Annotated in this window: 18 protein-coding genes; 14 read left to right on the top strand and 4 right to left on the bottom strand. The window is 37.6% G+C overall.

The genetic code is table 11. From position 1 onward, the window contains the following. Nucleotides 1-112: 112 nt before the first annotated feature. Nucleotides 113-1,459 carry a TldD/PmbA family protein gene (locus MKY09_RS13090; RefSeq protein ID WP_342566845.1) on the bottom strand — a complete coding sequence of 449 codons (1,347 nt, stop codon included), beginning with the start codon at nucleotides 1,457-1,459 and terminating at the stop codon, nucleotides 113-115. Beyond that, nucleotides 1,459-2,847: a TldD/PmbA family protein gene (locus MKY09_RS13085; RefSeq protein ID WP_169361246.1), complete on the bottom strand. Its 1,389-nt coding sequence runs from the start codon at nucleotides 2,845-2,847 to the stop codon at nucleotides 1,459-1,461. Before MKY09_RS13085 ends, MKY09_RS13090 begins: the two co-directional genes overlap by 1 nt. A gap of 597 nt (nucleotides 2,848-3,444) precedes the next feature. On the opposite strand from MKY09_RS13085, the gene MKY09_RS13080 reads away from it, so the two are divergent. Further along, nucleotides 3,445-4,680 (top strand): IS110 family transposase, encoded by a 1,236-nt coding sequence (locus MKY09_RS13080; protein ID WP_251557253.1) that lies wholly within the window; start codon nucleotides 3,445-3,447, stop codon nucleotides 4,678-4,680. Between the two features lie 520 nt (nucleotides 4,681-5,200). Next, nucleotides 5,201-5,521, top strand: coding sequence for a hypothetical protein (locus MKY09_RS13075; protein ID WP_342566844.1), 321 nt, complete (start codon nucleotides 5,201-5,203; stop codon nucleotides 5,519-5,521). A gap of 188 nt (nucleotides 5,522-5,709) precedes the next feature. Here MKY09_RS13075 and MKY09_RS13070 read toward each other — a convergent pair whose 3' ends face one another. Then, a complete protein-coding gene (locus MKY09_RS13070; protein ID WP_340884211.1) occupies nucleotides 5,710-6,900 on the bottom strand; it encodes a coenzyme F420-0:L-glutamate ligase in 1,191 nt (396 codons plus the stop codon). Between the two features lie 112 nt (nucleotides 6,901-7,012). On the opposite strand from MKY09_RS13070, the gene MKY09_RS13065 reads away from it, so the two are divergent. Both MKY09_RS13065 and MKY09_RS13060 read left to right on the top strand, forming a co-directional pair. Continuing rightward, nucleotides 7,013-7,891: a LysR family transcriptional regulator gene (locus MKY09_RS13065; protein WP_169361543.1), complete on the top strand. Its 879-nt coding sequence runs from the start codon at nucleotides 7,013-7,015 to the stop codon at nucleotides 7,889-7,891. Nucleotides 7,892-8,084: 193 nt separating this feature from the next. Next, on the top strand, nucleotides 8,085-8,558 hold the full coding sequence (locus tag MKY09_RS13060; protein ID WP_342566843.1) for a phosphate-starvation-inducible protein PsiE: 474 nt from the start codon (nucleotides 8,085-8,087) through the stop codon (nucleotides 8,556-8,558). A gap of 307 nt (nucleotides 8,559-8,865) precedes the next feature. Here the strand turns inward: MKY09_RS13060 and MKY09_RS13055 are convergent, their stop codons facing one another. Next, nucleotides 8,866-10,575: a transglutaminase domain-containing protein gene (locus MKY09_RS13055; RefSeq protein ID WP_342566842.1), complete on the bottom strand. Its 1,710-nt coding sequence runs from the start codon at nucleotides 10,573-10,575 to the stop codon at nucleotides 8,866-8,868. Nucleotides 10,576-11,342: 767 nt separating this feature from the next. On the opposite strand from MKY09_RS13055, the gene MKY09_RS13050 reads away from it, so the two are divergent. The 10 genes from MKY09_RS13050 to MKY09_RS13005 all read left to right on the top strand — a co-directional run bounded on the left by MKY09_RS13050 (nucleotide 11,343) and on the right by MKY09_RS13005 (nucleotide 25,189). Further along, entirely contained in the window at nucleotides 11,343-12,800 is a 1,458-nt protein-coding gene (locus MKY09_RS13050) for a DASS family sodium-coupled anion symporter (RefSeq protein WP_298470620.1), read from the top strand. 41 nt (nucleotides 12,801-12,841) lie between these two features. Further along, a complete protein-coding gene (locus MKY09_RS13045; protein WP_342566841.1) occupies nucleotides 12,842-15,637 on the top strand; it encodes a 2-oxoglutarate dehydrogenase E1 component in 2,796 nt (931 codons plus the stop codon). A gap of 28 nt (nucleotides 15,638-15,665) precedes the next feature. After that, a complete protein-coding gene (odhB, locus tag MKY09_RS13040) occupies nucleotides 15,666-16,889 on the top strand; it encodes a 2-oxoglutarate dehydrogenase complex dihydrolipoyllysine-residue succinyltransferase (RefSeq protein ID WP_298470617.1) in 1,224 nt (407 codons plus the stop codon). Nucleotides 16,890-17,063: 174 nt separating this feature from the next. After that, on the top strand, nucleotides 17,064-17,813 hold the full coding sequence (locus tag MKY09_RS13035) for a class I SAM-dependent methyltransferase (protein ID WP_342566840.1): 750 nt from the start codon (nucleotides 17,064-17,066) through the stop codon (nucleotides 17,811-17,813). A 328-nt stretch (nucleotides 17,814-18,141) separates the two neighbouring features. Continuing rightward, entirely contained in the window at nucleotides 18,142-19,698 is a 1,557-nt protein-coding gene (locus tag MKY09_RS13030) for a glycoside hydrolase family 68 protein (protein ID WP_342566839.1), read from the top strand. Between the two features lie 121 nt (nucleotides 19,699-19,819). Further along, complete coding sequence (locus MKY09_RS13025; protein WP_342566838.1) at nucleotides 19,820-21,733, top strand: glycoside hydrolase family 68 protein; 1,914 nt, start codon at nucleotides 19,820-19,822, stop codon at nucleotides 21,731-21,733. 99 nt (nucleotides 21,734-21,832) lie between these two features. Continuing rightward, a complete protein-coding gene (locus MKY09_RS13020) occupies nucleotides 21,833-21,979 on the top strand; it encodes a hypothetical protein (protein ID WP_298470609.1) in 147 nt (48 codons plus the stop codon). Between the two features lie 186 nt (nucleotides 21,980-22,165). After that, on the top strand, nucleotides 22,166-23,434 hold the full coding sequence (locus MKY09_RS13015) for an ammonium transporter (protein ID WP_169358538.1): 1,269 nt from the start codon (nucleotides 22,166-22,168) through the stop codon (nucleotides 23,432-23,434). A gap of 65 nt (nucleotides 23,435-23,499) precedes the next feature. Next, nucleotides 23,500-24,450, top strand: a complete 951-nt coding sequence (locus MKY09_RS13010) for a DUF294 nucleotidyltransferase-like domain-containing protein (RefSeq protein ID WP_298470606.1) — start codon at nucleotides 23,500-23,502, stop codon at nucleotides 24,448-24,450. 16 nt (nucleotides 24,451-24,466) lie between these two features. Further along, the gene (locus MKY09_RS13005) at nucleotides 24,467-25,189 is read left to right on the top strand and encodes an exonuclease domain-containing protein (protein ID WP_298470604.1); all 723 of its coding nucleotides are present in this window, start codon (nucleotides 24,467-24,469) and stop codon (nucleotides 25,187-25,189) included. Nucleotides 25,190-25,288: the final 99 nt, after the last annotated feature.

Here is a 25,288-nt window from a genome sequence, read left to right as displayed (position 1 = left end):
GTCCTTGAATCAAAGCAACCTCTAAAGATGCTTACAGATTTTTGTACCATAAGTAAAAGAGAAAGAAGTGAGATTACTTCTTTCCCTATTTAGTCAAAGAATGCTAGATTTATTAGTCTACTGTTACAGCAAGCTCTTTTACTAATAGAGAGGGTGATCCATAACCTCCAGGTTGAAAGGTAAGATCTGATGCAATGGCATCTATAGTTTTCATAAGGTAATAGAAGTTTCCAGCAATAGTCATTTGGTTTATAGGTGATTCGATATTACCGTCTTTTATATGATAACCTGTTGCCTCCACTGAAAAGTCACCTGATATCGTATTTGTTCCAGAGTGTAGCCCAGATAAATTAGTTATATAAATGCCATTTGGAAGATTACCTAATATCTGCTCTCTGTTTTGCTCCCCAGGAGCAATATATAAATTTTGCGGTGCTATAGTTAAAGTACCTTTGTAAGAGGACTTATATGCATTTCCAGTGGACTCGCAGCCATCAATCTTAGCAGTCTTCCGATTGTGTAGAATAGTTTCCAATGTTCCATTAGAAATAATTGTTCGTTTTTTGGTAGCTACTCCTTCGCCATCAAACGAAGATCCAGAAAAAGCATCAGGATGGAAAGGGTCGTCTATAAGAGTCAGCAAATCTGATCCTATTTTCTCTCCAACTTTTCCTTTTAAAAGGGATTGATCCTTTTGAGTATTTTCAGCCGAGAAAATTTCAGAAAAGATAGCTAAGAGAGAAGCAGCGGCATCATGTCTGAATACGACCGGGTATTTACCGCTAGGGATGGTTTTACCACCCAAATAAGATAATGCTTCTTTTGCTAGCTCAGTAGCAATTTCATCAGCATTTAAAGTATGAAAATCACGAGTCATTTTAATAACGTGTCCAGTTTTCATTTCATTATCAGCTTTTACAACTGCCGATACAAAAATATAAAGTCCGTTTCGTTCATCCTGCAAAGAGAGGCCTTTATTATTAATCATTAATCGTTCGGAATTAAAATCTTCTAGCATGCAATAGTTTAAAGTAGTTATTCTTGGGTCGTATGCCAGTACTTTTTGTTCAATGGCTTTTATAAGCTCAATTTTCTCAGGAATTCCTATCTTCTTTAATTCAGGATTATAAAAGCTATGTTGGACATATTCTTTACTTCCCTCGAAAATAGAAGAATTATCACTTTCATCTAAGATATCAGCGTTAGCCTTAGCTTTTTCTACTAAGAAGGCAATCGAGCTCTCATCTATTTTTTCTGTATAAGCATAGCCCATGTTTCCGTTATACAGACCTCTAAACCCTATGCCAGCTTCTTCAGAAGTTTCATAACTATCTACTTCTCCATTAAAAATCATACATTTAAACGAATCTGATCTTTCGTAGTAAGCTTCTGCTTCAGAAAATCCAGTGGCTTTTGCTTGTTTAAGCAGCTCTTTTTGAAAGTCTGTTGTATTCATCATTATTCCCCCTTTGTTCCACCAACAGTGATTTCACTTACACGAATCATGGGCTGTCCTACGTTAACTGGAAGGCTTCCACTAATGGAACCGCACATTCCAGCACCGTGAGCAAGATTATTTCCGACACGATCTACTAGTTGTAATGTCTTTGCCCCATTTCCAATTAGCGTAGCACCACGGATTGGTTGAGCTATTTCTCCATTCTTAACTATATAACCTTCCATAACTGCGAAGTTGTAGTCTCCAGTGGCAGGGTTAACTTGCCCACCGCCCATATATTTAGCATAGATTCCATATTCTGTAGAAGCTATTATTTCTTCCGGAGTAGAAGACCCAGGTGCGATAAATGTGTTAGTCATTCGTGACGTAGGGTTGTATCTATATGATTGTCGACGTGAAGAACCCGTTGGCTTTGCATTCATTCTTCTAGCATTAAATTTATCAATCAGATAGCCTTTCAAAATACCATTTTCAATTAATACGTTCTTTTGAGTTTTTTCACCTTCATCATCAATATTTAATGAACCCCATTCGTTAGGTAATGTACCATCGTCAATATAGGATACAATGTCAGGAGCAACTCTTTCACCTATTCGATTAGCAAAAACAGAATTGTTTTTGGCAACCGATGTAGCCTCTAGGCCATGACCGCATGCCTCATGAAAAATAACTCCTCCAAATTCGTTGTCAATAATAACTGGGAACTTTCCGCTAGGACATTCCTCAGCACCAAGCATATTTACTGCGATACGAGCCGCCTCTCCGGCATAATGTTCTAAGTTAAGATTTTCTATGAATTCAAACCCAGCATGAGCCCCTGGACCATAAAAGCCAGTCTGCATTTCAATACCATCAGAAGCAGTGGCTTGAATAGATAGTCGGCTATATACACGAGTATCTTCTACAAACTTTCCTTCTGAATTTGCGATTAAAACATTCTGTTCCTCGTCTATATAGCGTATTCCTACCTGTTTAATACGAGGATCAAAGCCTCTGGCAATATCATTTGCTTGTCTCATGACAGATACTTTTCTAAGATTTTCTACACTACGAGGCTTTAAAGCAATAGTATGTAGTGGCTGAATAATTTCTTTTTGAAGTGGATGAATGATTCCAGCAGAACCGCCTTGGATGGCATGGGCTGCTCGCTTGGCTGCTTGTATTAAACCTTCTTCTGAAAAATCAGTAGTATACGTATAAATACTCTGTAACCCTAAAAATATACGAATACCAATACCAAAATCTCTACCCGAATTACTTTTTTCTAGTTTGTTGCTTTGTAGTACTAATTGATTCACGTATTTATCTTCTACAAAAATCTCTGAAAAATCTCCTCCGGTAGAAAGTGCTGCCTCCAATACGTTTTCTATAATGGACTGTTTTAACATATAATTCCCCCCTCGTATATTAGTAATAAGAGCTCTTTCCGATAGAATTTCCAGTTGATCCGGACAGCTGGAGGATCTGTTGGATTTCCTATAGGAAGTGGTCGCCTCTTGGCTCCCTCACCCTTTTTATGTTTTACCTGTTTGACCCCTGCTTTACCGAGGGAGCCAAAAAGGAAAAGTCTATTTTTAACATGACTAAATAAAGCTGACAGGTGCTTACCTGCTTATTTGAGTTGCCTAACTTCATATCGTTTGGACGAAGATTGGAGGATGCTCCATTTCAGTACTTCGTCCTTTTTTATTTCAATCTACTTTTCTCTCAGACCGTGCCCATGAGACAATGGAACGGACAAGGTTGACACAGGAAATAGCTTTTCCCCCTTGCGGGCACTTAGTGCACTGCTTAATAAGCCTGCTACCCATCGTTCATTATGGAAGGTCTAACCACTGGCTGCGACGCTGAGGAAGAAGAGAGTGTAGCGCTCATTTTGGTCTTCTTTCACTTTGATTGCTAATAACGAGGCAGACATCGATGATTCTGATGGGCACCCAGGTCTGAGACAATCTTGATTAATCCCACCTTAGGAGGTGATTGGCATGTCACAAATGCTAGTCGGTATCGACGTGAGTTTGCGCTCCCATCATGTCCATTTCATGCATGGAGAGGGACATACGCTCGCTGATTTTTCTGTTTCCAATGATACAGAAGGTGCGAACACCTTAATTCAAAAGCTTTTAGGAACAGCGGAAAAAAATCAGTGCGAACATATTAAAATTGGATTAGAAGCGACAGACCAGTATAGCTGGCACGTTGCTCATTATTTAAAGAATCAATTGCACAATTATGAACCAACGTTTCAAACAGCGGTTTATATGTTAAATGCACGTAAAGTATCTCGCTTTAAAAAGGGGTACGATACGTTACCGAAAAACGATCGAATTGACGCCTGGGTAATTGCGGATCATTTACGCTTTGGACGTCTGCCACATGAAATGCAAGAAACCTTACAATATGAAGCACTTCGTCGTTTAACACGTACCCGATTCCATCTAATGCATGAAGTTGCACGTAATAAAACCTACATGATGAACCAACTGTTTTTAAAGTTTAGTGGCCTACGCCAAGATAACCCGTTCTCGAATACATTCGGTACGACCAGTCTCGCTGTCATTGAAGAGCTAGATCCGGAAACCATTGCCGAGATGCCTTTAGAAGAACTGGTTGAGTTCTTACAGGAGAAAGGCAAAAAACGTTTTGCCGAGCCAGAAGAAATCGCTAAATATCTTCAAAAGCTTGCACGTAATTCCTTTCGATTAGACAAGGCCATGGCTGATCCCGTTAACATCTCACTATCCGTGATTTTAAGTACGATTCGCCATATGGAATCCCAAGTCAAACGTTTGGATAAGGAAATCGAGCGTATGATGAAAGGTTTCACCCAAACATTAACTTCCGTAAAAGGCATTGGACCCGTGTACGCAGCCGGCTTGCTCGCCGAAATTGGAGATATCAAGCGTTTTGATGACCACCACGCATTAGCGAAATATGCTGGACTCGTTTGGACACAGTATCAATCTGGCGAATTTGAAGCCGAAAATACTAGCCGGATGCGAACCGGCAATAAATACCTACGGTATTATCTTGTACAAGCAGCAGATGCGGTACGTAAATATGACACTGAATATAAAGCCTTTTATCAAAAGAAATACCAAGAAGTAACCAAGCACCAACATAAACGCGCTCTCGTCTTAACCGCTAGAAAACTAGTACGCCTCGTGCATTCGCTACTACGCACGAATCAGCTGTACATACCACCAGAAAGGAGAGACTGAGTTAACCAACTCACAACCTTTCACCCGTTAAATAACTTCCATTTTTTTCTTTTTTAAAAGCAGAAAAATGAGAGGTTTATTTGGTATGCGCAAAAAGTGTTCATTTGGAAAGTATCACTTAAGTAATTTCCAATTCATTTCTTTTTTTCGCTTGACATATTACCACTGGGCTTAATAGAATTATATAGTAATAAACTATTACTTAATACTGTTTATTTTGATAATTTAGTAAATTTAAAAATGTTATTAGAGGGTAATATTTACGCATTAATAAGTGTGTTAGAGTTGGGCATTCTAATAGTATGGGATGACCTTTATTACGTGCATTGACATGGGCTTTGGAGAAATAGAATGGATATTTCCTTTCTCATGAAGTATTATTTCGACTAAATAAATTAAAAACTAAAAATCTGTATTGGATTAAATGGGTAATAAATCATAAGAAAGTTAAGACATCCCTCTCTGGTTATGTTATATTCTTAATAATTATAAAAAAATGAAAATAGAGGATGTAGAGAATATGTCAAATTCAAAAATATTGAAATGGGTTACAGGAGGATTAGAGGCTGTACTAGGTATACCAGTTCTTGGAGGAATCATAATTCTGAGCTTGGCCTGGATTCCTTTGCTAATTATGCTGGCACTGCATATAGTTACTCTAGTGATTACAAAAAAAGAAGGCAGAGGAACTACGACAGGGAGTATACTAGGAATAGTAACCTCTTGCATTGGCTTCATACCTATTGTAGGAATGATTATGCATATCATTACTGCTGTTATTTTAATGATAGAAGCTTCTAAGCCAGAGATTCCAAAAGACGTCTTTAATGAAGAGTTTTAAATAGACTTAAAGAAATCAAAAACTGACTTATTAGAGACAGTAGCTAAGTACAGTTTTTTCACAACTCGCTGTAACCGTAAATAACTCCAGATAATTGAAAGAAGCCATGAAAATTTTACATCCGTAGAATTTTCATGGCTTTTTATTTTGAGGAGAGTTTTACACCCGCCTCGTTTATTAATTTTTTATTATTTAGTGTAGTTATCAAAGTATCCTTGAATATAAATCATTGGTGTACCTTTGTCTCCGCTACCGGAAGTAAGATCTGACAGAGAACCAATAAGATCAGTTAATCTACGTGGAGTTGTACCTTGAGCTTCCATTGCTCCAACAAGATTGTCTTCTTTGTTATTAATATGCTCAGTAATTGCTTGCTTTAATTCTTCTCCTCTTAAGTGAGCGAAGTTATTATCTGCAAGATATTTTAATTTTACTTCATTTGGAGTTCCGGCTAATCCAGATGTGAAGGCTGGTGAAACAACGGGATCAGCTAGCTCCCAAATATGTCCTACAGGATCTTTAAATGCTCCATCTCCATATACCATTACTTCTACATTTTTCCCTGTTTTTTCTTTTATAATTTCTTGAATGTTATCAACGATTGGTTGGCAATCGCGAGGGAAAAGCTTCACCGTGTCTTCTGTCGATTTGTTCGATCCAAGTAAACCATATTCCTCGTTAAAACCACTTCCATCAATGGATTCCGATAATATGTTGTCTAGACTATAAATTTTTTCGCCACCATTTGCTTTTAATATTTTCTTCGTTCTAAATCTTGAGTGAATATCACAAGCAAGTACATTTTTTGTATAGTCTAGAATAGATTTTGGGTTGTTAGAGAAAATGACTTCACATTCCACTCCATATTCTTCTATTAACGATTTATAGTATGCAATGTAGTCTACTCCGGTAAAAGGATGTAGCTTATAGCCAAAGTAGTCGCGGAATTGTTTCTCTGTAAGGACATCTGTCCAAGGGTTTACGCCTTTATCATCTAACTCGTCAATTTCTACAAGATGATTGCCGACTTCATCAGAAGGATAGCTTAGCATTAAGACTATTTTCTTTGCACCTTTTGCTATTCCACGGAGTACTACTGCAAATCTATTACGACTTAGAATTGGAAAAATAACACCTAGTGTGTCATCTCCAAATTTCGAATGAACGTCAGTGGCAATCTGGTCTATACTAGCGTAGTTTCCTTGAGCGCGGGCAACGATAGATTCAGTTACGGTCACAATGTCCTGATCGTTGATAGAAAAGCCTTCCACTTCTGATGCTTTTAATACACTATTTACTACTATTTCTTCAATATTATCACCATTATTTATAATTGGGCCACGAAGACCTCTTACAACTGTTCCCACTACTCTTTCCAAATTGAACGCTCCTTCAACTATTATAAATATATTATTACCACTTGTAATTCTACGTAATACAGTGATATAAGTAAAATTAATATATATTATAATAGATATAAGAGGTGCTTATATGTCAGGGAAACTGGATTTATATAAAATATTTTGCATGGTAAGTAAAAATAATAGCTTTTCGAAGGCTGCAAAAGATCTCTTTATGAGTCAATCCGCAGTTAGTCAGGCCATAATGCAACTGGAGAAAGAACTAGATACCAGATTATTCTACAGAACGACAAAAGGAGTTACTTTAACAACAGAAGGCTCTGTGCTTTTTGAATATGCTAGCTCTGCTTTAAAGCTCATTGATACTGGTGAGGAGAAAATTTTAGAATTTAAAAACCTTACTGCAGGGGAACTTAAAATTGGAGTTGGAGATACAATTTCAAGATTTTTCTTGCTCCCTTATTTAGAGGAGTTCCATAATAAATATCCTAGTATTAAATTCACCATTGTAAATGGTACGACCATAGAGCTTTGCAATATTTTAAAGAGTGGAGGAGTAGACATTGCTCTTTGTAATTTTCCGATAGATGATGATAGCTTGGGACAACGGCCTTGTCTAGAGGTACAAGACATCTTTGTATATGGGGAAAAGTTTGATAAAGTCTTGTCAAAGCCAATTAGTTTGGACAAGCTTGTAAAATTTCCATTAATATTCCTTGAACAAAAATCAGTCTCGAGAAGATATGTGGAAGAATATATGCTTTCAAAGGGTGTAAAAATATCACCTGAATTTGAGTTAGGTTCTCATGATTTACTATTGGAATTCGCAAAAATTAACTTAGGTATTGCTTGTGTTACTAAGCAATTTGCGGGAGATTATTTAAGAAAAGGTATGCTTAAAGAGGTGAAGTTAAAAGAGAGTATACCGCCAAGAAATATAGGAGTGTGCTTTCTAAAAAGGGTTCCATTATCAACTGCCGCCACTAAATTTGTAGAATTAATCGAGTAAAGGCTTGATTTTCCACAACTATTTCTAAGAAGTGCTACGCTTTGTCATATTGGGGTAGCACTTCTTTTTTCTTCCAAAATACAGTATGTAGGGATACGTAGTGTGATTTTAAAAAAAATATTCTGAAATTTCACTGTAGACATGTTAGGTAACCTTACATTATAATAATATATTATAAAAAAGGGGGAATTGAATGGTTAAATTTACAGCTGTGTTATCGATCATCCCAAAAGCCTTGCAAATGTTTTTAAACCTCTGCTTAGTCTTCTTGGCCTTTATACTGGCCTTTTTGTTAGTGAAGGAGCTGACGATTTTTATAAAGGTGTTGCTCACGGTAGGTCCGAGCAATTATAAAATGTTCCTTGCTAATATCCTCATATTCTTTTTGTATTTTGAATTCATCACTATGATCGTGAAGTACTTCAAAGAAGACTACCACTTTCCGCTTAGATATTTTTTATATGTAGGCATCACAGCAATGATCCGTCTAATCATCGTAGAGCATGACCATCCAATTGATACTCTTTTTTACTCACTCGTTATTCTAATTTTAATTGTTGGTTATTTTATTATGAATATTACACCACTTGAAAGACCTAGTAACCCATGGTTTATAAAAGGAAGGGAAAGAGAAAATCCATCAAACTTGGGAGAAACGAATGCATGAAAAATACCTATTTAAGTCGTGAAATTATTCCTAAAAAAATAAATAAAACCTCTATAAATGTTGCAAAGAGGATGGTTGTGAATAAACCACAACCATCCTCTTTATTTATATATAGAAAAGCGTAAGCCCCTGTGCTTGCGCCGACAGGCAAATGGAAAAAGCGAGGAGGCAGCCTCACAGCCACCGGAGCTTTTATCCATTTGACCCCGAGGGGCAAGGGGCTGAAGCTAGCCAAATAGAAAAGCGTAAGCCCCTGTGTTTGCCCCGACAGGCAAATGAAAAAAGCGAGGAGGCAGCTCCGCTCATACTAATATACTAAACCAATGCGAGTATGAGTTTTTTGAAAATCTTCTTCCTCAGGGTCAAAATAATCATCACTAAAACTAGCTATAAATTCCTTGTTGTCATTTAGGTAGCCTGCACCCCATGTAGGATCCATTGTGACCCACCGATCATCGACCTTAGCCTCTACCCATGCATGTCGATCTATAGTGTATCCTTCTACAAATCGGGCTTCGATATTGCTTGCACGTAAGAGTGCAATCGTAAGGTAGGCGTAGTCCTGACATACCCCCGTTTGAGAATTTAAAGTTTTTAAGGCACTGTCATCCCATTTAAAGTCGTCATTTTGGAATTTAACTACGTCATAAGAGATGGTGTTAGCTACAAATTCATAAATAGCTTTTGACTTTTCTAATTCGGAAGTTTTCCCTTTTGTAAGGCTGTTTGCTAGGTCAATAATTTGTGGTGCATCAGATTCAATGCCTCTTGAAGGAAGAATATCTCGTTTATCCTGTTCAGCTGAAGAAATTATATCGAACTTAGCAACCTCATAATATCTAAAGAAATCATTTTTAGTTTCAGTAATCTCAGGGACGCTAATAGATACTTCATATTCTCCAGGGCCAAATCTTAAATGAAAATAATCGTTAAATGTAAAGTCTTGGATGGGGATGACCTCTAGAGCATGATCTTCACCTTTTTGAGTTTGCACATAGAGATGGGTAGTTTGTTTTGATAGTGAAGCTTCTGGATCTATAAAACCCTTAATGTAAAACGTGTGTCCTGTTGTCTTTTCTCCACTGACAGGCTCAACCAGATTTATCCCGCGTTCAGCATATAGGGAAGAATAAGAGATTGGTTCCAATATCTCTAATGATGTATTTTCTATAAGCAAATCTGTTGCAGTCTTGTAAAAGTTATCTTTCTCTAAATCGGGAATCATAACTTCTAGCTTATGCAAGCCTTTGCCAAATAAAAGTGGAATATTGGCAGTAAATTGACCTTTTTTTATTGGAATAACATTACTCCACGTTTGACCGTCTTTTGATAGCCGAACCATAATATCCTCGTATAATCCACCATTCTGTAAGTTCCCTTGCAATGTATAAATACCGTCTTCTTCTACATAGCCGACCTCTGTATTAAGGATCAGTCCGGCTTCTAAACCAATAGGTGTATAGGCAACATCTCTAATTCTATTTGGGTTTACATTTAGAACTTCAAAGTTTGCTGTATCATAGTAATGGTTTTCTCGTTCTGTGCTCGGTATCTGTACTTTAATCTTATACGTTCCCTCACCGTTAAAAAAATGAATGATTTTTTTAAATTTACCATCACTAATTGGAACAAAATAGTCCTGTTCCTGAATATAACTATTTTCATTTTCTGTTTGGACATTAATCCATATGTAGTTAGATTTTAGTTCGTCAGCCTTTTTTATCTCACCTGCAATAGTAACTTCACCGTTAGCAGAAAACTTCTCATATTTTGGTTCATAAAAGGTGAGCCCTAGTTCACTTGCATAAGAGGAAGTGAGATCCAGCGGAATAAGGTTTATGCTTTTATTTTTTTCCTGAACTAAAATTTCATAAGGATCAGCTTCAACTTTTTCTATTGGAACAGGGATGTTAGGTTCTGTTGGTATTGGATTATTCAATGTTTCGGAATCATTACCACATGCAGTGAGAAGAATTAAAAAACAAAATATAGGGAATCCGCGTTTAAATAACTCCATTGAACATCCTCCTTTTTATCCGCATAAAACTCTTCTATTTATTCTCTCATAAATTTGGAAAAATAGTGGATTATTTTTTACATGTATTGATATCAGTAGCAGGTGTCTCCAGTAGGAGACGTGAGCTGTATAAGCGATGACAGCGCGAACGCTTAATACAAGGGATAACTTAGAAATTTACGCGTCCAACTGCCAGCTGCTTACTAAATTTAAAATAAAATTAAATTATATACAAATAATAAAAAAATGACAAAATTATGAACAATCGATTAATAATTTATGAATTAATAATGAAAAAAAGAATAATAGTATAACAAAAAAATACAAAAGAGTTATACTTACGTTATTGTGAAATTATTCACAATTAATAATATTAAACCTATTCTTTTAAATGAAACAGCATCAAAACTCCTGCAATTTATGAAACTTTACTTGGGAATTTCAGGTATAAAAAGTTTTTTTGATTACAAGATAATTTAGAAACTTGTATGAACAAATTATTAAGGTCCTAAAAGTGAAGTCCCAGTAAGAGAGTAGTTAAGAGAAAGAGGCGATTTCCAAAACTTAAAAGTTAAAATATCGTGTATGACAATAGAAGAAGATGGAATGATTAATAAGGATAAATTAGGACAAAATACAGCAGATAAGTATACAGAGGTGCTTTAAGTTCACCTATTATTTTATCCACAAGTATGTTTAATCGCAAAGTAAAGATTCATTCTTAGTTAGTCTATTTGTAAATTTATAGAAGTAGAGGAGAAGAAAAGATGAAAAAAAATAAAATGTTATTTGTTCTTCTGGCTTTTGCAGTATTTCTTATCATTATTTTGTTACCAAATCCTGAAGGACTTCCTGTTGCTGGGCAGAGAGCTCTGGCAATACTTGCGTTAGCAGTAATTCTGTGGGTTACAGAGGCTGTATCGTTTCCTGTAAGTGCCTCCATAATAATTGTGCTCATTTCCGTATTTATAGGTCTTGCTCCAACTATTGATGATCCTACAGTAGATTACACGACATCAGGTGCATTAAAGCTTGCGTTAGGTGGGTTTAGTTCTTCTGCAGTCGGATTAGTAGCCGGTGCTACATTTATCGCAGCAGCGATGGAGCTTACGGGATTACACAAAAGGTTAGCCCTTTTCATCATGTCCAAAGTTGGTACAAAAACCAAGAGTTTAGTTTTTGGGACAATTGTTGTAAGTATTGTATTAGCTCTATTTGTTCCTAGTGCTACAGCTCGGGCGGGTACAATTCTTCCTATTCTTTTAGGAATAGTAGCTGCTTTTAATTTACCTAAAACAAGTAGGCTTTCCGCTTTATTAATAGTTACGGCAGTGCAGTCTATATCTATTTGGAATGTTGGTATTAAAACAGCTGCAGCCCAAAACATGGTTGCTCTTGGATTTATTGAAGAAACTTTTGGCATTAATATTACCTGGGGGCAATGGTTTATATATGCTGGTCCCTGGTCCATACTGATGTCTATCTTACTATTTTTTCTAATGAATAAGCTTATCAAACCAGAGCTATCGGAATTAGAAAACGGTGACGTAGTTATTAAAGATCAATTAAGAGATTTGGGTCCTATAACAGGGAAAGAAAAAAGATTAATCATTATTTCCATCGCATTGCTAATTCTTTGGGCAACAGAAGGTATACTTCACCCACTAGATTCAACGACAGTGACTTTTATAGCGGTCATGGTTATGCTCTTACCTGGAATTGGTATTTTTTCTTGGAAAGAAGTGCAAAATAAGATTCCATGGGGAACTCTTGTAGTATTTGCAGTTGGGATATCAATGGGTACAGTGCTTTTACAAACGGAAGGAGCTGCTTGGTTATCGCAAAATACTTTAGAAGCAGTCGGTTTGACAGAAATGCCTCTTATTTTTATTATCATGGTCCTTTCGTTATTTAATATTTTGATTCACTTAGGATTTGCAAGTGCTACGAGCTTGGCTTCCGCTTTTATACCTATTGTTATCGCTTTAGTGGTCTCCATGCAGCCAACTTCATTTAACGGTCCTGGTCTTGTATTAATCCAACAGTTTGTTGTTTGCTTCGGTTTCTTGCTACCTGTAAGCGCACCCCAAAATATGCTTGCATATGGTACCGGTGCCTTCACAACAAAGGACCTTTTGAAATCTGGTCTTCCAATCACTATAGTAGGATACTTATTAATCATTGTCTTCAGCATGACTTATTGGCAATGGGTTGGTCTTCTTTAAGACAAGTGGGATTAGTTATAAAAATATAAGGATGTGTAATAATGAATAACAATTATCCATGGAATCAATTTCAAGGACCCAATTTAGCATACCTGTTAGAGCAATACGATTTATATGTACAATCACCTGATGACGTAGAAGAGGAAATAGCAGCATTGTTTCAACAATATGGTTCACCAGTCGATTCTTTGGGTCAAAGTGAGACTAAATCGATATCAGGTAATATAAACAACAACTTAGATAAAATTCTTCGAGCTATTCGGCTCGCAGATGCTATTCGTACACATGGGCACCAAAATGCTAACATTTACCCCCTTAACAATGGGAAACAGGATCCGTCGAAAATTAGTATGGAGTTCTATGGCCTCTCTGAACAGGACTTAGTAGATGTACCGGCAGCTCTTATAATTACTAATCCTCCTAAAGACATACGTAATGGACTTGAGGCTATCAATTATCTAAGGTCTGTTTACACGGAAAGTATTGCTTTTGAAATTACACATATCACAGACTCCAAGGAGAGACAATGGCTGCAAGATAAAATTGAAGGAAATGCTTTAAATCAAAGCCATTCATTAGAAGAAAAGAAAGAGTTACTAGAACGTTTAACTAAAATTGAAGGATTTGAAAAGTTTATTCATCGTACGTTTGTAGGAGCTAAGCGCTTTTCTATAGAAGGGCTTGATGCATTAGTTGTTTTAATCGATGAATTAGTTAATCAGGCTGGGATAACAAAAACTAAACAGGTGAATATCGGAATGGCCCACCGTGGCCGATTAAACGTCTTGACGCATGTATTAAATAAACCGTATGAGATGATGTTTGCTGAGTTCGCTCATGTACCGTCTAAGGCATTCTTACCTAAGGACGGATCTTTAGAGATTGCAGAAGGCTGGTTTGGTGATGTGAAATATCATAAAGGGGCTACCTATCGTTCAAATAATGGCGTCACAGTACAGCTGGCCTATAATCCATCCCATCTTGAGGTAGTGAGTCCTGTAGTGACTGGTCAAACTCGAGCTGCACAAGAGGTAAAAGACATACCTGGTTATCCGAAGCAGGATAAGAATGCAGCATTTGCAATCTTAGTTCATGGAGATGCCGCTTTTCCAGGGCAAGGTGTAGTAACAGAGGTATTAAACTACAGCCGAGTACGTGGTTTTCAAACAGGTGGATCCATTCATATTATTGCTAACAATATGATTGGATTCACTACAGAGCAATTCGACTCTCGTTCTACGAATTATTCCTCGGATCCTGCAAAAGGATTTGAGGTTCCAGTCATCCACGTAAATGCTGACAAGCCGGAAGCTGTGTTAGAAGTAGCAAGGCTTGCTTTTGAATATCGTCGACAATTTAGTAAGGATATAGTTATTGATCTTATTGGTTACCGTCGATATGGTCATAATGAAATGGACGAACCATCCATTACTAATCCATTGATGTATCACATTGTCCATAAACATCCAACTGTAAGGCAAATTTATGGTGACCAACTTGTAGAAGAAAAGGTACTTAATCAGTCCCAAGTTGAGATGTTAGATGAGACAATATTAAAGGAAATGCAGGAGGCATATGACAGGGTCAAAGAACTTCCGCAGACAACTGCAAACGAGGTAGTGATTCCGCAGGTTGTATTAGACGGGTATCCTGATATACAGACTGGTGTTGAGGAAGTAAAGCTAAGTAAGGCTAACGCAGAACTTTTAACCTGGGCCAAGGAGTTCACACCATTCAAAAAATTAGAGAAGATACTTAGACGTAGGGAAGAGCCCTTTACCGGAAGCGGAAAGATAGACTGGGGACACGCCGAAACACTTGCGTTTGCAACTATTTTGCAAGATGGACATTCGATACGCTTAAGTGGACAGGATGCCCAACGCGGGACGTTCTCTCACAGACATTTAGTACTACATGATGAGAAAACAGGAGAAGAACTTATACCAATGCATTTTATTAGCGATTCTGCTGCCTCTTTTGTTGTTCATAACAGCCCATTAACAGAAGCTGCTATTTTAGGCTATGAATTCGGATATACACTAGAGGATAAGAATACGTTAACGATTTGGGAAGCACAGTATGGGGATTTTGCTAACATGGCACAGGTAATGTTTGATAACTTTATCAGTTCTGCTCGAGCGAAATGGGGATTGAAGTCAGGTCTAGTAATGCTGCTTCCACACGGGGCCGAGGGGCAAGGCCCAGAGCACACAAGTGCTAGATTAGAGAGGTACCTACAGCTTTCAGCAGAAAATAACTGGACTGTAGCTAACCTTTCAAGCGCAGCAAATTACTTCCATATATTACGCAGACAAGCAGAATCTTTGAATGAAGAATTTGTGCGTCCGCTACTAATCGTCTCTCCTAAATCACTTTTACGGAATCCTTTGGTTGGTGCTGATGTCTCTGAATTGGTGGATGGTAAATTCCAAGCAGTGATTGAACAACCGAATCTTGGTGGCCAACCAGACGAGGTAAAGAAAATTGTTTTTGCTAGTGGGAAAATGGCAATTGATTTAGCGGAAAAAGTAAAAAGCGGCACTGATTTTAATTATTTGCATATCATTCGTGTGGAACAGCTTTATCCATTCCCTAAGGATGAAATTTTGTATATATTAGGACGTTACCCAAACGTAGAGTTATTGACATGGGCTCAAGAAGAACCTCAAAATATGGGTTCTTGGAATTATGCTCTCCCGTATTTATTAGAGATGGCAGATGGAAGAAGCATTGCTTATACAGGACGAGTGCATCGCTCAAGTCCGGCTGAAGGCGACGCAGATACTTATAAAGTAGAACAAGGAAGAATTATTGAAGAAGCATTAAAAAGTTTGTGAGCAATAGAACTAAAAGGAGGAAGTTTAAGTGGCAGAAATTATAGTTCCGGAATTGGCAGAGTCTATTACAGAAGGCACGATTGCCCAGTGGTTAAAAAAACCAGGTGATACCATTGAAAAAGGCGAGTTTATAGTTGAGCTCGAAACAGATAAAGTAAACGTTGAAGTTATATCCGAGGAAGCGGGAGTAGTGAGTGAGCTGTTATTTGGTGAAGGAGATACAGTTCAGGTAGGAGAGGTTATTGCAATCGTCGGTGCAGGATCTGGAACTTCTGCTGCCCAACCTCAGGCAGAGGAAGTAAAGGTTGAGGAAAAAGCTCCAGATATACCAAAGGCAGAAAATGCACCAATTACAAAGGTTGAAACTACCTCAGACACAAGTAGACCTATTGCTAGCCCTGCCGCGCGTAAGATGGCAAGGGAAAAAGGTATTGATTTAAATGAAGTGTCTCCTGTTGATCCAATGGGGCGTGTTCGTGTTCAAGATGTATCAGCCCATGGCTCAAAACAAATAGCAGAGCCAGCTAAAATTGTCTCTGCTCCAACAGATGATGGTCGTACGACTCGCGAAAAAATGTCTCGTAGACGACAAACAATCGCTTCACGTTTATTAGAGGTCAAACAAAGCACTGCAATGTTAACGACGTTTAATGAGATAGATATGACGAATGTGATGGCTTTGCGTTCTCGTAAAAAAGATAAATTTTTCGAAGACAACCAGGTACGTCTAGGTTTTATGTCGTTCTTCACTAAGGCAGTCGTAGCTGCTTTGAAAAAATATCCTTATGTTAATTCACAGCTGGATGGAGAATACATTGTTAAAAATAACTTCTTTGATATTGGTATTGCTGTATCAACAGAAGGGGGTCTAGTAGTGCCAATCGTTCGTGATGCGGATCGTAAAAACTTTGCAGAAATTGAAGGGGATATTGGAGAACTGGCTAAAAAGGCGCGTGATAACAAGCTAGCACTTTCGGATATGACGGGTGGTTCCTTCACTATTACAAACGGGGGTGTATTTGGTTCCTTAATGTCTACCCCGATATTAAATGGAACACAAGTTGGTATCCTTGGAATGCATACCATTCAAAAACGACCGATAGCGGTTGGAAGTGAAATTCAAATAAGACCTATGATGTATGTAGCTCTTTCTTATGATCACCGTGTAATAGACGGAAAAGATTCAGTAGGCTTTCTGAAAATGGTAAAAGAATTGCTCGAAAATCCAGAGGATCTTATGCTGGAATCTTAAGAGAGTTCAGGTGGAGTATTAATATTTACATTTTAAGTTTTTTGGAGGCTTACTGGATTAATCCAGTAAGCTCTTTTTTTATTCTTAATTATTTTCTGGGAAATACTATTAGCAGGAACTCTTTTATGAAAGGCGAATTACTAGTTATTACATTAGAATGGGAGTGGCGCTATTATGGTAAAAAATATGACTTCTGAAGATTCTATTAAGAGGTGGGACAAGTTTGCTGAAAAATATGCAGCCAATCATCTGGAGCATGGAGATCCACATAAAGAGGTATATTTAAATCCAACCTTGTTTAGTCTTATGGGGAATTTAAACAACAAAAAAGTACTAGATGCTGGTTGTGGAGAAGGGTATTTAAGTAGACTGATGGAGAAAGCAGGAGCAGCTGTAACAGCTATTGACTATTCATCAAAGATGATTGAAATAGCAAAAAGTAGAACAACATCAGAACTCAATATAGAATTTAAACAATCTAACTGTGAAAATTTACATTTTATAATGGAAGGAACTTATGACGTAGTTGTTTCTAATATGGTGATCCAGGATTTAGAAGGTTATCAGCAAGCATTTAATGAGATTTATCGTGTTCTTCGAGAGGGTGGGATTTTTATCTTTTCTATTTTACATCCTTGTTTTCAAACTCCAAAAAGTGGATGGGAGAAAGGGCATGACGGTAAAAAATTATATTGGAAAGTAGATAACTATTTTTATGAGGGAGCCTATGAGCAAAGAGGGATGGACCAGGTAATCTTCTATCACCGCACATTAACAAGTTATGTAAAAGCCATCTGTGAAGCTGGATTTTTAATAGAAGAGATAGTAGAGCCTACCCCATCTGAGGAAATGTTGAAGAAGTACCCATCATTTCGTGAGGATTTTAGAAGTCCCGACTTCATTGTTTTTCGACTGAAAAAGTAATGTTAATTAAGTAGAATAGATTTTTTAAAGCTAAGCTAGAACAGTTTAACGAGTTGTGTAGTGGGGAGACTGTCGCTGGACATAGTGATAAATAATAATCCTTCTAAATTATTTTTTTCTTATATTAAATTTATCTAAACTAATGATTAAACCTAATTTATATACCTTAAAAAAGGGCAATCTCTCATGAGATTGCCCTTTTTTCGTGGTAATCACCTATAAAAACTAGATACACAATTTTCTTACGGTTTAATAATTTTACTCAAACCTTTCTTTTGGCTCTACATATGATAGCAAAGTACGAAAATCTATTAAAGGTGTGTAAGTTATGACAAAAGAAAATGATGAAAAACATTTTAATAGACTTGGGGAACATGAACATCGCTCAAATAAAAATAGGTATAAACTAACTTCGCAACAATTTCCTGTTAGAAGCTCGAGAATAGAATCCGCAAATATAATGCCGAGTGCTTCTGTTAATCGGAACTCTCCTTCTGGAGCCACTGGAAATAACAATGTTCGTTATCGAACTTTTAATGGCAAACAAATTAGTCAGTTTTGTAACTATAACCCTAGAAGAGATTTCGGACGTTGCCTTGAATATAACCGCGACGCGATTCCATCTGTTTGGACAAGGAGCCAAGTAGAACAAATTCGAATTAATTCTACTAATGTTGCACCGCTAATTGAAGCCCCATTCCCTCGTATATCAGCCGATTTATGGATATGGGATATGTGGCCGTTAATAGAAAAAGACGGTTCAATCGCAGTGTTACCTGGTGGTTGGCGAGTGTTATTTGCTTTATCTGTCCCTCGTAGTGTTCTACCAGGAAAAAGACATGATGTTGCAAGAATCAGTTACTTTTATTCGAGAAACGGACTTGACTGGATCCAGGGAGGTTACGTATTCGAAGAAGGTACAGCTTTAGGGTCTAGACAGTGGGCGGGCTCAGCAATGCTTGATGATGATGGTCGTATTTATTACTTCTATACAGCTACTGGTAGAAGAGGAGAAGCTCAAATCACTTACGAGCAGCGAATTGCATTATCGAGCAGTGATTATATTTCTAACTTAGATGGTGTGCAATTAGTAAACTTTGCCCCTCATCAAGTAATCCTAGAACCAGACGGTATTCTCTACCAGACAGAAGAACAATCTAGTGGAGGAATAATTTATGCCTTCCGTGATCCCTTCTTCTTCAAAGACCCTGCGACAGGGTGTGAATATTTATTGTTTGAAGGAAATATAGCCGGTACGTCAGCAGATGTAGACTGTGGACCTGGAGTTCCAGCAGACGCTGCAGAATATACAGGCAATATAGGAATAGCATTACTTCGTAATAACAGCTTTTCCAGTTGGGAACTACTCCCTGCACTTTTAGAAGCAGGATGTACGAACCAACAAACTGAACGTCCTCACATAGTAGTGAGTGACGGACTGTACTATCTTTTCACTGATACTCATGCTTCAACATTTGCACCAGGTCTTGTTGGGCCAGACGGGTTGTACGGTTTTGTAGCAGGATCCTTACGTGGAAATTACGTACCGCTAAATGGAAGCGGTCTAGTAGTTTCTAATCCTCCTTCCGAGCCATTCCAGGCCTATTCTTGGCTTGTATTACCCGACTTTTCAGTCCTAAGCTTTATAGATAATTTTGATTTACAAGGTATTCCTATAGAAGAAGTCGGTTTTTTACCAGAACAATTTCAATTTGAGCATTTTGGCGGGACGCTAGCTCAAACACTACAGTTAGCTGTAAGTGGTAGGAATACGGAGATTATAGATGTTTATGAGTATGGACTAATGATGGTATCAGAAACAGAAAGTCCGAAATGCAGAGAATGTAATGATGATTACTCTACTGAGAATCATCACAGACGTTAAGTAAGAAAAATTATAAATAACATTTGATTATATGAGTGGTCAATTTTTCAAATTAGATTAAATTAGATTTTCGTACAACCATTCATTTGATTGAATTGAAAATAAGAAAAGGTGAAAATATATGTCAAAAAAAAGAGATATGGGTCAGAGAGTTCCAATCGCTGGGTCAGGTAATGAAATGCTATCTCCAATAACTGGAGGTTCATCTAATAGAAATTTCCCAAGTGCTGCAACTAATTCTGGAACTACTCAATACAGATCATTTAACAACAATGATATTAAAAGATTTTGTGACTACAACCCACAAAGAGATTTTAAAAGATGCTTAAACCAAAGTATTGACGCGGTCCCTTCGGCTTGGACGAGGGCGCAAGCAGAGCAAATTAGAATTACTGCTTCTAATAGCGCTCCTGTTATACAAGAACCATTCCCTCGAATTTCAGATGATTTGTGGATATGGGATATGTGGCCACTTCAAGAAAAAGATGGCTCTATAGCTGTACTTCCTGGTGGATGGAGAGTCCTGTTTGCCTTATCTGCACCTAGAAGTGTATTGCCAGATAACAGACATGACGTAGCGAGAATCGCATACTTCTATTCTAGAGATGGCTTAAATTGGATACAAGGTGGACTAGTTTTTGAAGAGGGTACTGCATTTGGATCAAGACAATGGGCAGGATCTGCAATCATCGACGGAGGAAGAATCTATTACTTCTATACAACCTCCGGTAGACGTGGTGAAGCTCAAGTAACTTTTGAACAACGCATTGCATTAACAAGCAGTAACTTTAGATCCAATTTAGATGGTGTCGAGCTAGTTAACTTCGCGCCACATGAAATAATTTTAGAGCCAGACGGAGTGCTTTATCAAACGCAAGAACAATCTGAAGCGGGTGGAAGTAGTATTATCTACGCTTTCCGTGATCCTTGGTTCTTTAAAGATCCAGCAACAGGCTGCGAGTATTTATTGTTTGAAGGTAATATCGCGGGAAACAACTTAGACATTGATTGTGGACCTGGAGTGCCAGAGGAAGCAAGGCTTTACACTGGAAATATTGGAATTTCCCTACTAAGAAACAATGAGTACACTTCTTGGCAATTACTTCCGGCTCTCTTAGAGGCGGGTTGTACAAATCAGCAGACAGAACGTCCACACCTTATTGTAAGGAACGGTTTGTACTATTTATTTACAGATAGTCATAGATTTACGTTTGCTCCTGGTTTAACTAATGGACCTGGACCAGATGGTTTATATGGTTTTGTTGCAGGGTCATTAAGAGGGAATTATCAACCATTAAACTCTGGTGGTTTAGTTATAGCAAATCCAGTTTCTGAACCGAATCAGGCCTATTCTTGGTTAGTGTTACCTGATTTCTCTGTACTAAGCTTTATCGATACATTCGATTTACAGGGAATAACGACAGATGAGCTTGCTGATTTACCTGAATCATTCCGAAGAGCTCATTTTGGTGGAACTCTTGCGCCTACTCTTCAATTAAGAGTTTCAGGTAGAACAACAGAAATTGTAGCTGAATACGAGTACGGCTTGGTTATGGTATCTGAAACGGAAAGTCCGAAGTGTTGCCGAAATGGTGCAGAAAACGGTAATGGTGGAAACGAACACGATCATGATTGCCGCTGTAAAGATCATGGTGATTGTAATTGTAACCATCATCGTAATAGAGGCAAAGACAATTACGATTGTCAATGTAACCATCAACACGGGAAAGACAGAGACAATGAGGATTGCAACCATGATAGAAGTGATGAGTGTGATTATGACAATTACGATTCTAATGGGCAATGTTATAGATGCGGAAAAAACCATAGCAAACCGTCCTATCCTAGAAGTCATAAGTCTTGGAAGGAAGATAACTATTGGAAAAACTCTAAGCATAAACACGATGATGACTGCTACTCGGTAGGTGATTGTGAATGTAAGGATAAGCATGACGATTATGACTGTATCACGTTTCCGAAACCAGATAGAAAGAGATTTTACGATGACCCTAACTGTGGATGTAGAAACAGGTAAAAAAATTAAATATAAAATTTAGTCTTCAGTCCGGCTCCTTTATGGAGTCGGATCTTTTTATATGAGACATATTTCTAAAACAATAGATGGAGAGAAGGTATGAATTCTTGCATCTGCCCGATAGAAAATGGCCAAAGCGAACATAAGAGAATGGAATCGCTAGAAGACATCAAGCTGGTACAAGTTACTCTAAATACATGTAAGCTATTCATGATTCTAAAAAGTACAAAGTATGAAGAAATGTAGCTAACAAGCCTGTTATTGCCGATAAACACAATTATGTAATGAAAGTTAACATAAAATAAAATAAATTCAGAAAAATGTATTGACATTCATTCTGTATTAAGTAAAATAAGAATATAAATAAATGATGTTATGTTTTCTTACATGTAATGTTAAGAGATGTAACATAAAGAAATAGGAGGGGTCAAAATGGAAGATGTAATGTATTTGATGAACAGCTTATGGACCATGGTTGCTGCAATTTTAGTTATTTTTATGATTGGTGGATTTATACTTTTAGAAGCTGGTTCAACAAGAATGAAGAATGCTGGGCACGTTGCCGGTAAAACCATTTTTACTTTTGGGTTGGCATCATTAGTATTTTGGGCAGTAGGATATGGTTTTATATTTGGAGGGAATGCTAACTTCTTCGTAGGAATGACAGACTTCTTCTATGCTGGTGGAGGAGAGGATGGAGCAAGTGTTTCTCCTACCGTATTTTTTGTTTTCCAATTAGCATTTGCTGGTATTGCAATAACGATTGCTCTTGGAGGGTTTGCCGAACGTGCTAAACTGTCTGCTTACGTAATTTTCACTATTCTTTTCGGCATAATCGTTTATCCAGTAATCGCTCATTGGGTGTGGGGAGGCGGCTGGTTAGCTGAACATGGAAAACAAGATTTTGCAGGGTCTACAGTAGTACATCTAACTGGTGCAGCTGCAGCTCTTGCGGCAACGATGATACTAAAACCTAGAATAGGGAAATTTAACAAAGATGGTTCTTCTAATAACTTAGCGGGTCATAACCAAGTTTATACTGCATTAGGTGTACTAATTTTGTGGGTTGGTTGGTTTGGGTTTAACGCGGGTAGTACGGTTTCCGTTGATGCAGCATTCTTTGGGTATGTAGCATTAAATACTGCTTTAGCAGCAGGAGCAGGAGCGGTTGCGGCAACATTTATCTCCTGGGTAGCTTTAGGGAAATCAGATATTCCTACTATTTTAAATGGAGCATTAGCTGGTTTAGTTGCTATTACGGCATCGTGTGCATTCGTAGACGTATGGGCGTCAGTTGTAATTGGTTTAATAGCTGGGGTACTTGTATTTTATAGTGCACGATTCTTTGAAAAGAGAAAAATTGATGATCCAATTTATGCACTTTCTGTTCATGGAACTGCTGGTATTTGGGGTACTTTATCTACCGGCTTCTTTGCTACAACCGAGCTTGCGACGACAGGGAAACCTGGTTTGTTTTATGGTGGTGGCGTAGATCAGCTGTTAGTTCAATTAATGGGAGTTGCAGCTTGCGGAGCATTCGCTTTCGCCGTATCATATGCTATTCTGTTTATAATGAAGAAAGTCATGGGTGGTATCCGAGTAACAGAAGAAGAGGAAATAATGGGTCTGGATATGAGTGAGCACGGGAATTATGGCTATCCAGAACAAATGGTTTTAGAGGAAGCGAAAGGTACTAACTAAAACAAATAAATAAACGTCAAAAAGCCTCTGCTTCAGAGGCTTTTTGTATAAAAGGGAGTGTGGTCATGGAAACCTATGAATCCTTAAGAGAGTGGAAGGACCAAAATATCATGTCCTATTTGAAAGATACCATCTCTCTCAATGATTTTCATGATCAAGTCATGCAACATGTGATGTATATTGCTAAAAGTAAACTAAAAGAGGACCCGCCCTGTAACTTCACATGGTTTATAACGGGCAGTGGAGGTAGAAGAGAGCAAGGTTTAATCAGTGATCAGGACCATGGAATTATATATGAAAAGTCGGACAAAGAATATGAGGAATATTTTAAAGTGCTGGGAGAGGAGCTAGCATTCGGGTTGCATGCTGTAGGGTATCCATATTGTCAAGGGAACGTTATGAGTTCTAACCCATTATGGTGCAAGTCTGCGGGGCACTGGAAAAGTCAGCTTGAGGGATGGATGAGAGAAGAAAGCTGGGAGGCTATTAGACATCTTCAGATTTTTTTTGATGCTCGTACTTTATGTGGAGATCAATGCTATATTAATGAATTAAAACTTTTTATCTATCAATTTCAGCTAGGTCATTCTTCTTTATTGAGTCGGTTTTCTGCCAATATTGAACATGTCAAAAATGTTATAGGACCAGTGGGGCAGATTTTAGTGGAGCAGCATGGTAAGTATCAGGGATGTGTCAACTTGAAATATGCCGCCTTTTTGCCGTATGTAAATGCAGTGCGTCTATTATCCATAAAGGAAGGCATCTATGAGACTTCTACGTTAAGTAGGATTGTTCAATTAAAGCGTTTAAGTAAATACGATAAAATGCTACAAAACTGTGATAGAAATTTCTTGGATTTGTTAAAGTATCGTATTTCTTTAATTCAAATAGAGAATTATACAGACACTCATTACTTAAGGATTCATAATTTGTCTAAGGAAGAGCGTAAAGAGATTAAGCGAATACTGAAGGATGGAAAAAGGCTACATGAAGAAGTAATTGCTTTAACTAGTTAAAAAAAGGGTGTTGGCGATGGCATTTGAACCGTTTATGCAAATATTAAGAGGACTACAAGGAAAACGTAACAATGTTGGAATTGGTGATATTCAAAATGCTCAGCAAATGGCCTATTTACGTAACTTGGAAAAGGAAATGAATCAACAATATGTACTTGATGTTCCGCTTATGGATTTAAAGGTAGTAGTCTTTGACATCGAAACGACGGGGTTTTCTCCTGAAAAAGGAGATACCATTATTTCTCTAGGGGCAATAAAGATGCGAGGTGATCAAATAATTGAGGATGAGGTGTTTTATTCGCTCATCCACACCGACCAAAAAATACCTGATGTTATTGTTCAATTGACAGGAATTACAAATGAACAGGTAAGCAATGCCATGCCGCTTTCGGATGTATTCATCCAATTCCTTCAATTCAAACAAGATTGCACATTAGTGGCACATCATGCTACTCATGAACGAAATTTTATGGAGCACGCAAGCTCAACCTTGTTTCGTAAGCCCTTTAAGCATCGGATTGTAGATACTTCTTTCCTTTTAAAGGTGATAGAGCCTAATTTAAATTTTGTGACGCTGGAAGACATATGTGTTCATAACGAAATTCCTATTATTGGACGACATCATGCTCTAGGAGATGCCAAAATGACAGCTAAGCTATGGAGTATTTATGTTAAAAAAGCCAAAGAAATCGGCTGCGAAACGTTAAGTGACGTCTATCACCGTCTCGCCAGGCTCTAAAAGTATAGGGGTTTTAAAATAAGCCTGACAGTTCATTAACTGTCAGGCTTATTTTTATTATATGAGAAAAGGGTATTTACATAGGTAAATCGAATATAT

Origin of the sequence: Psychrobacillus sp. FSL K6-4046, assembly GCF_038624605.1 — a bacterium.
GTDB lineage: Bacteria > Bacillota > Bacilli > Bacillales_A > Planococcaceae > Psychrobacillus.
Note: the sequence above shows the minus strand (reverse complement) of the source record. Positions and strands in the feature narration are given on the sequence as shown.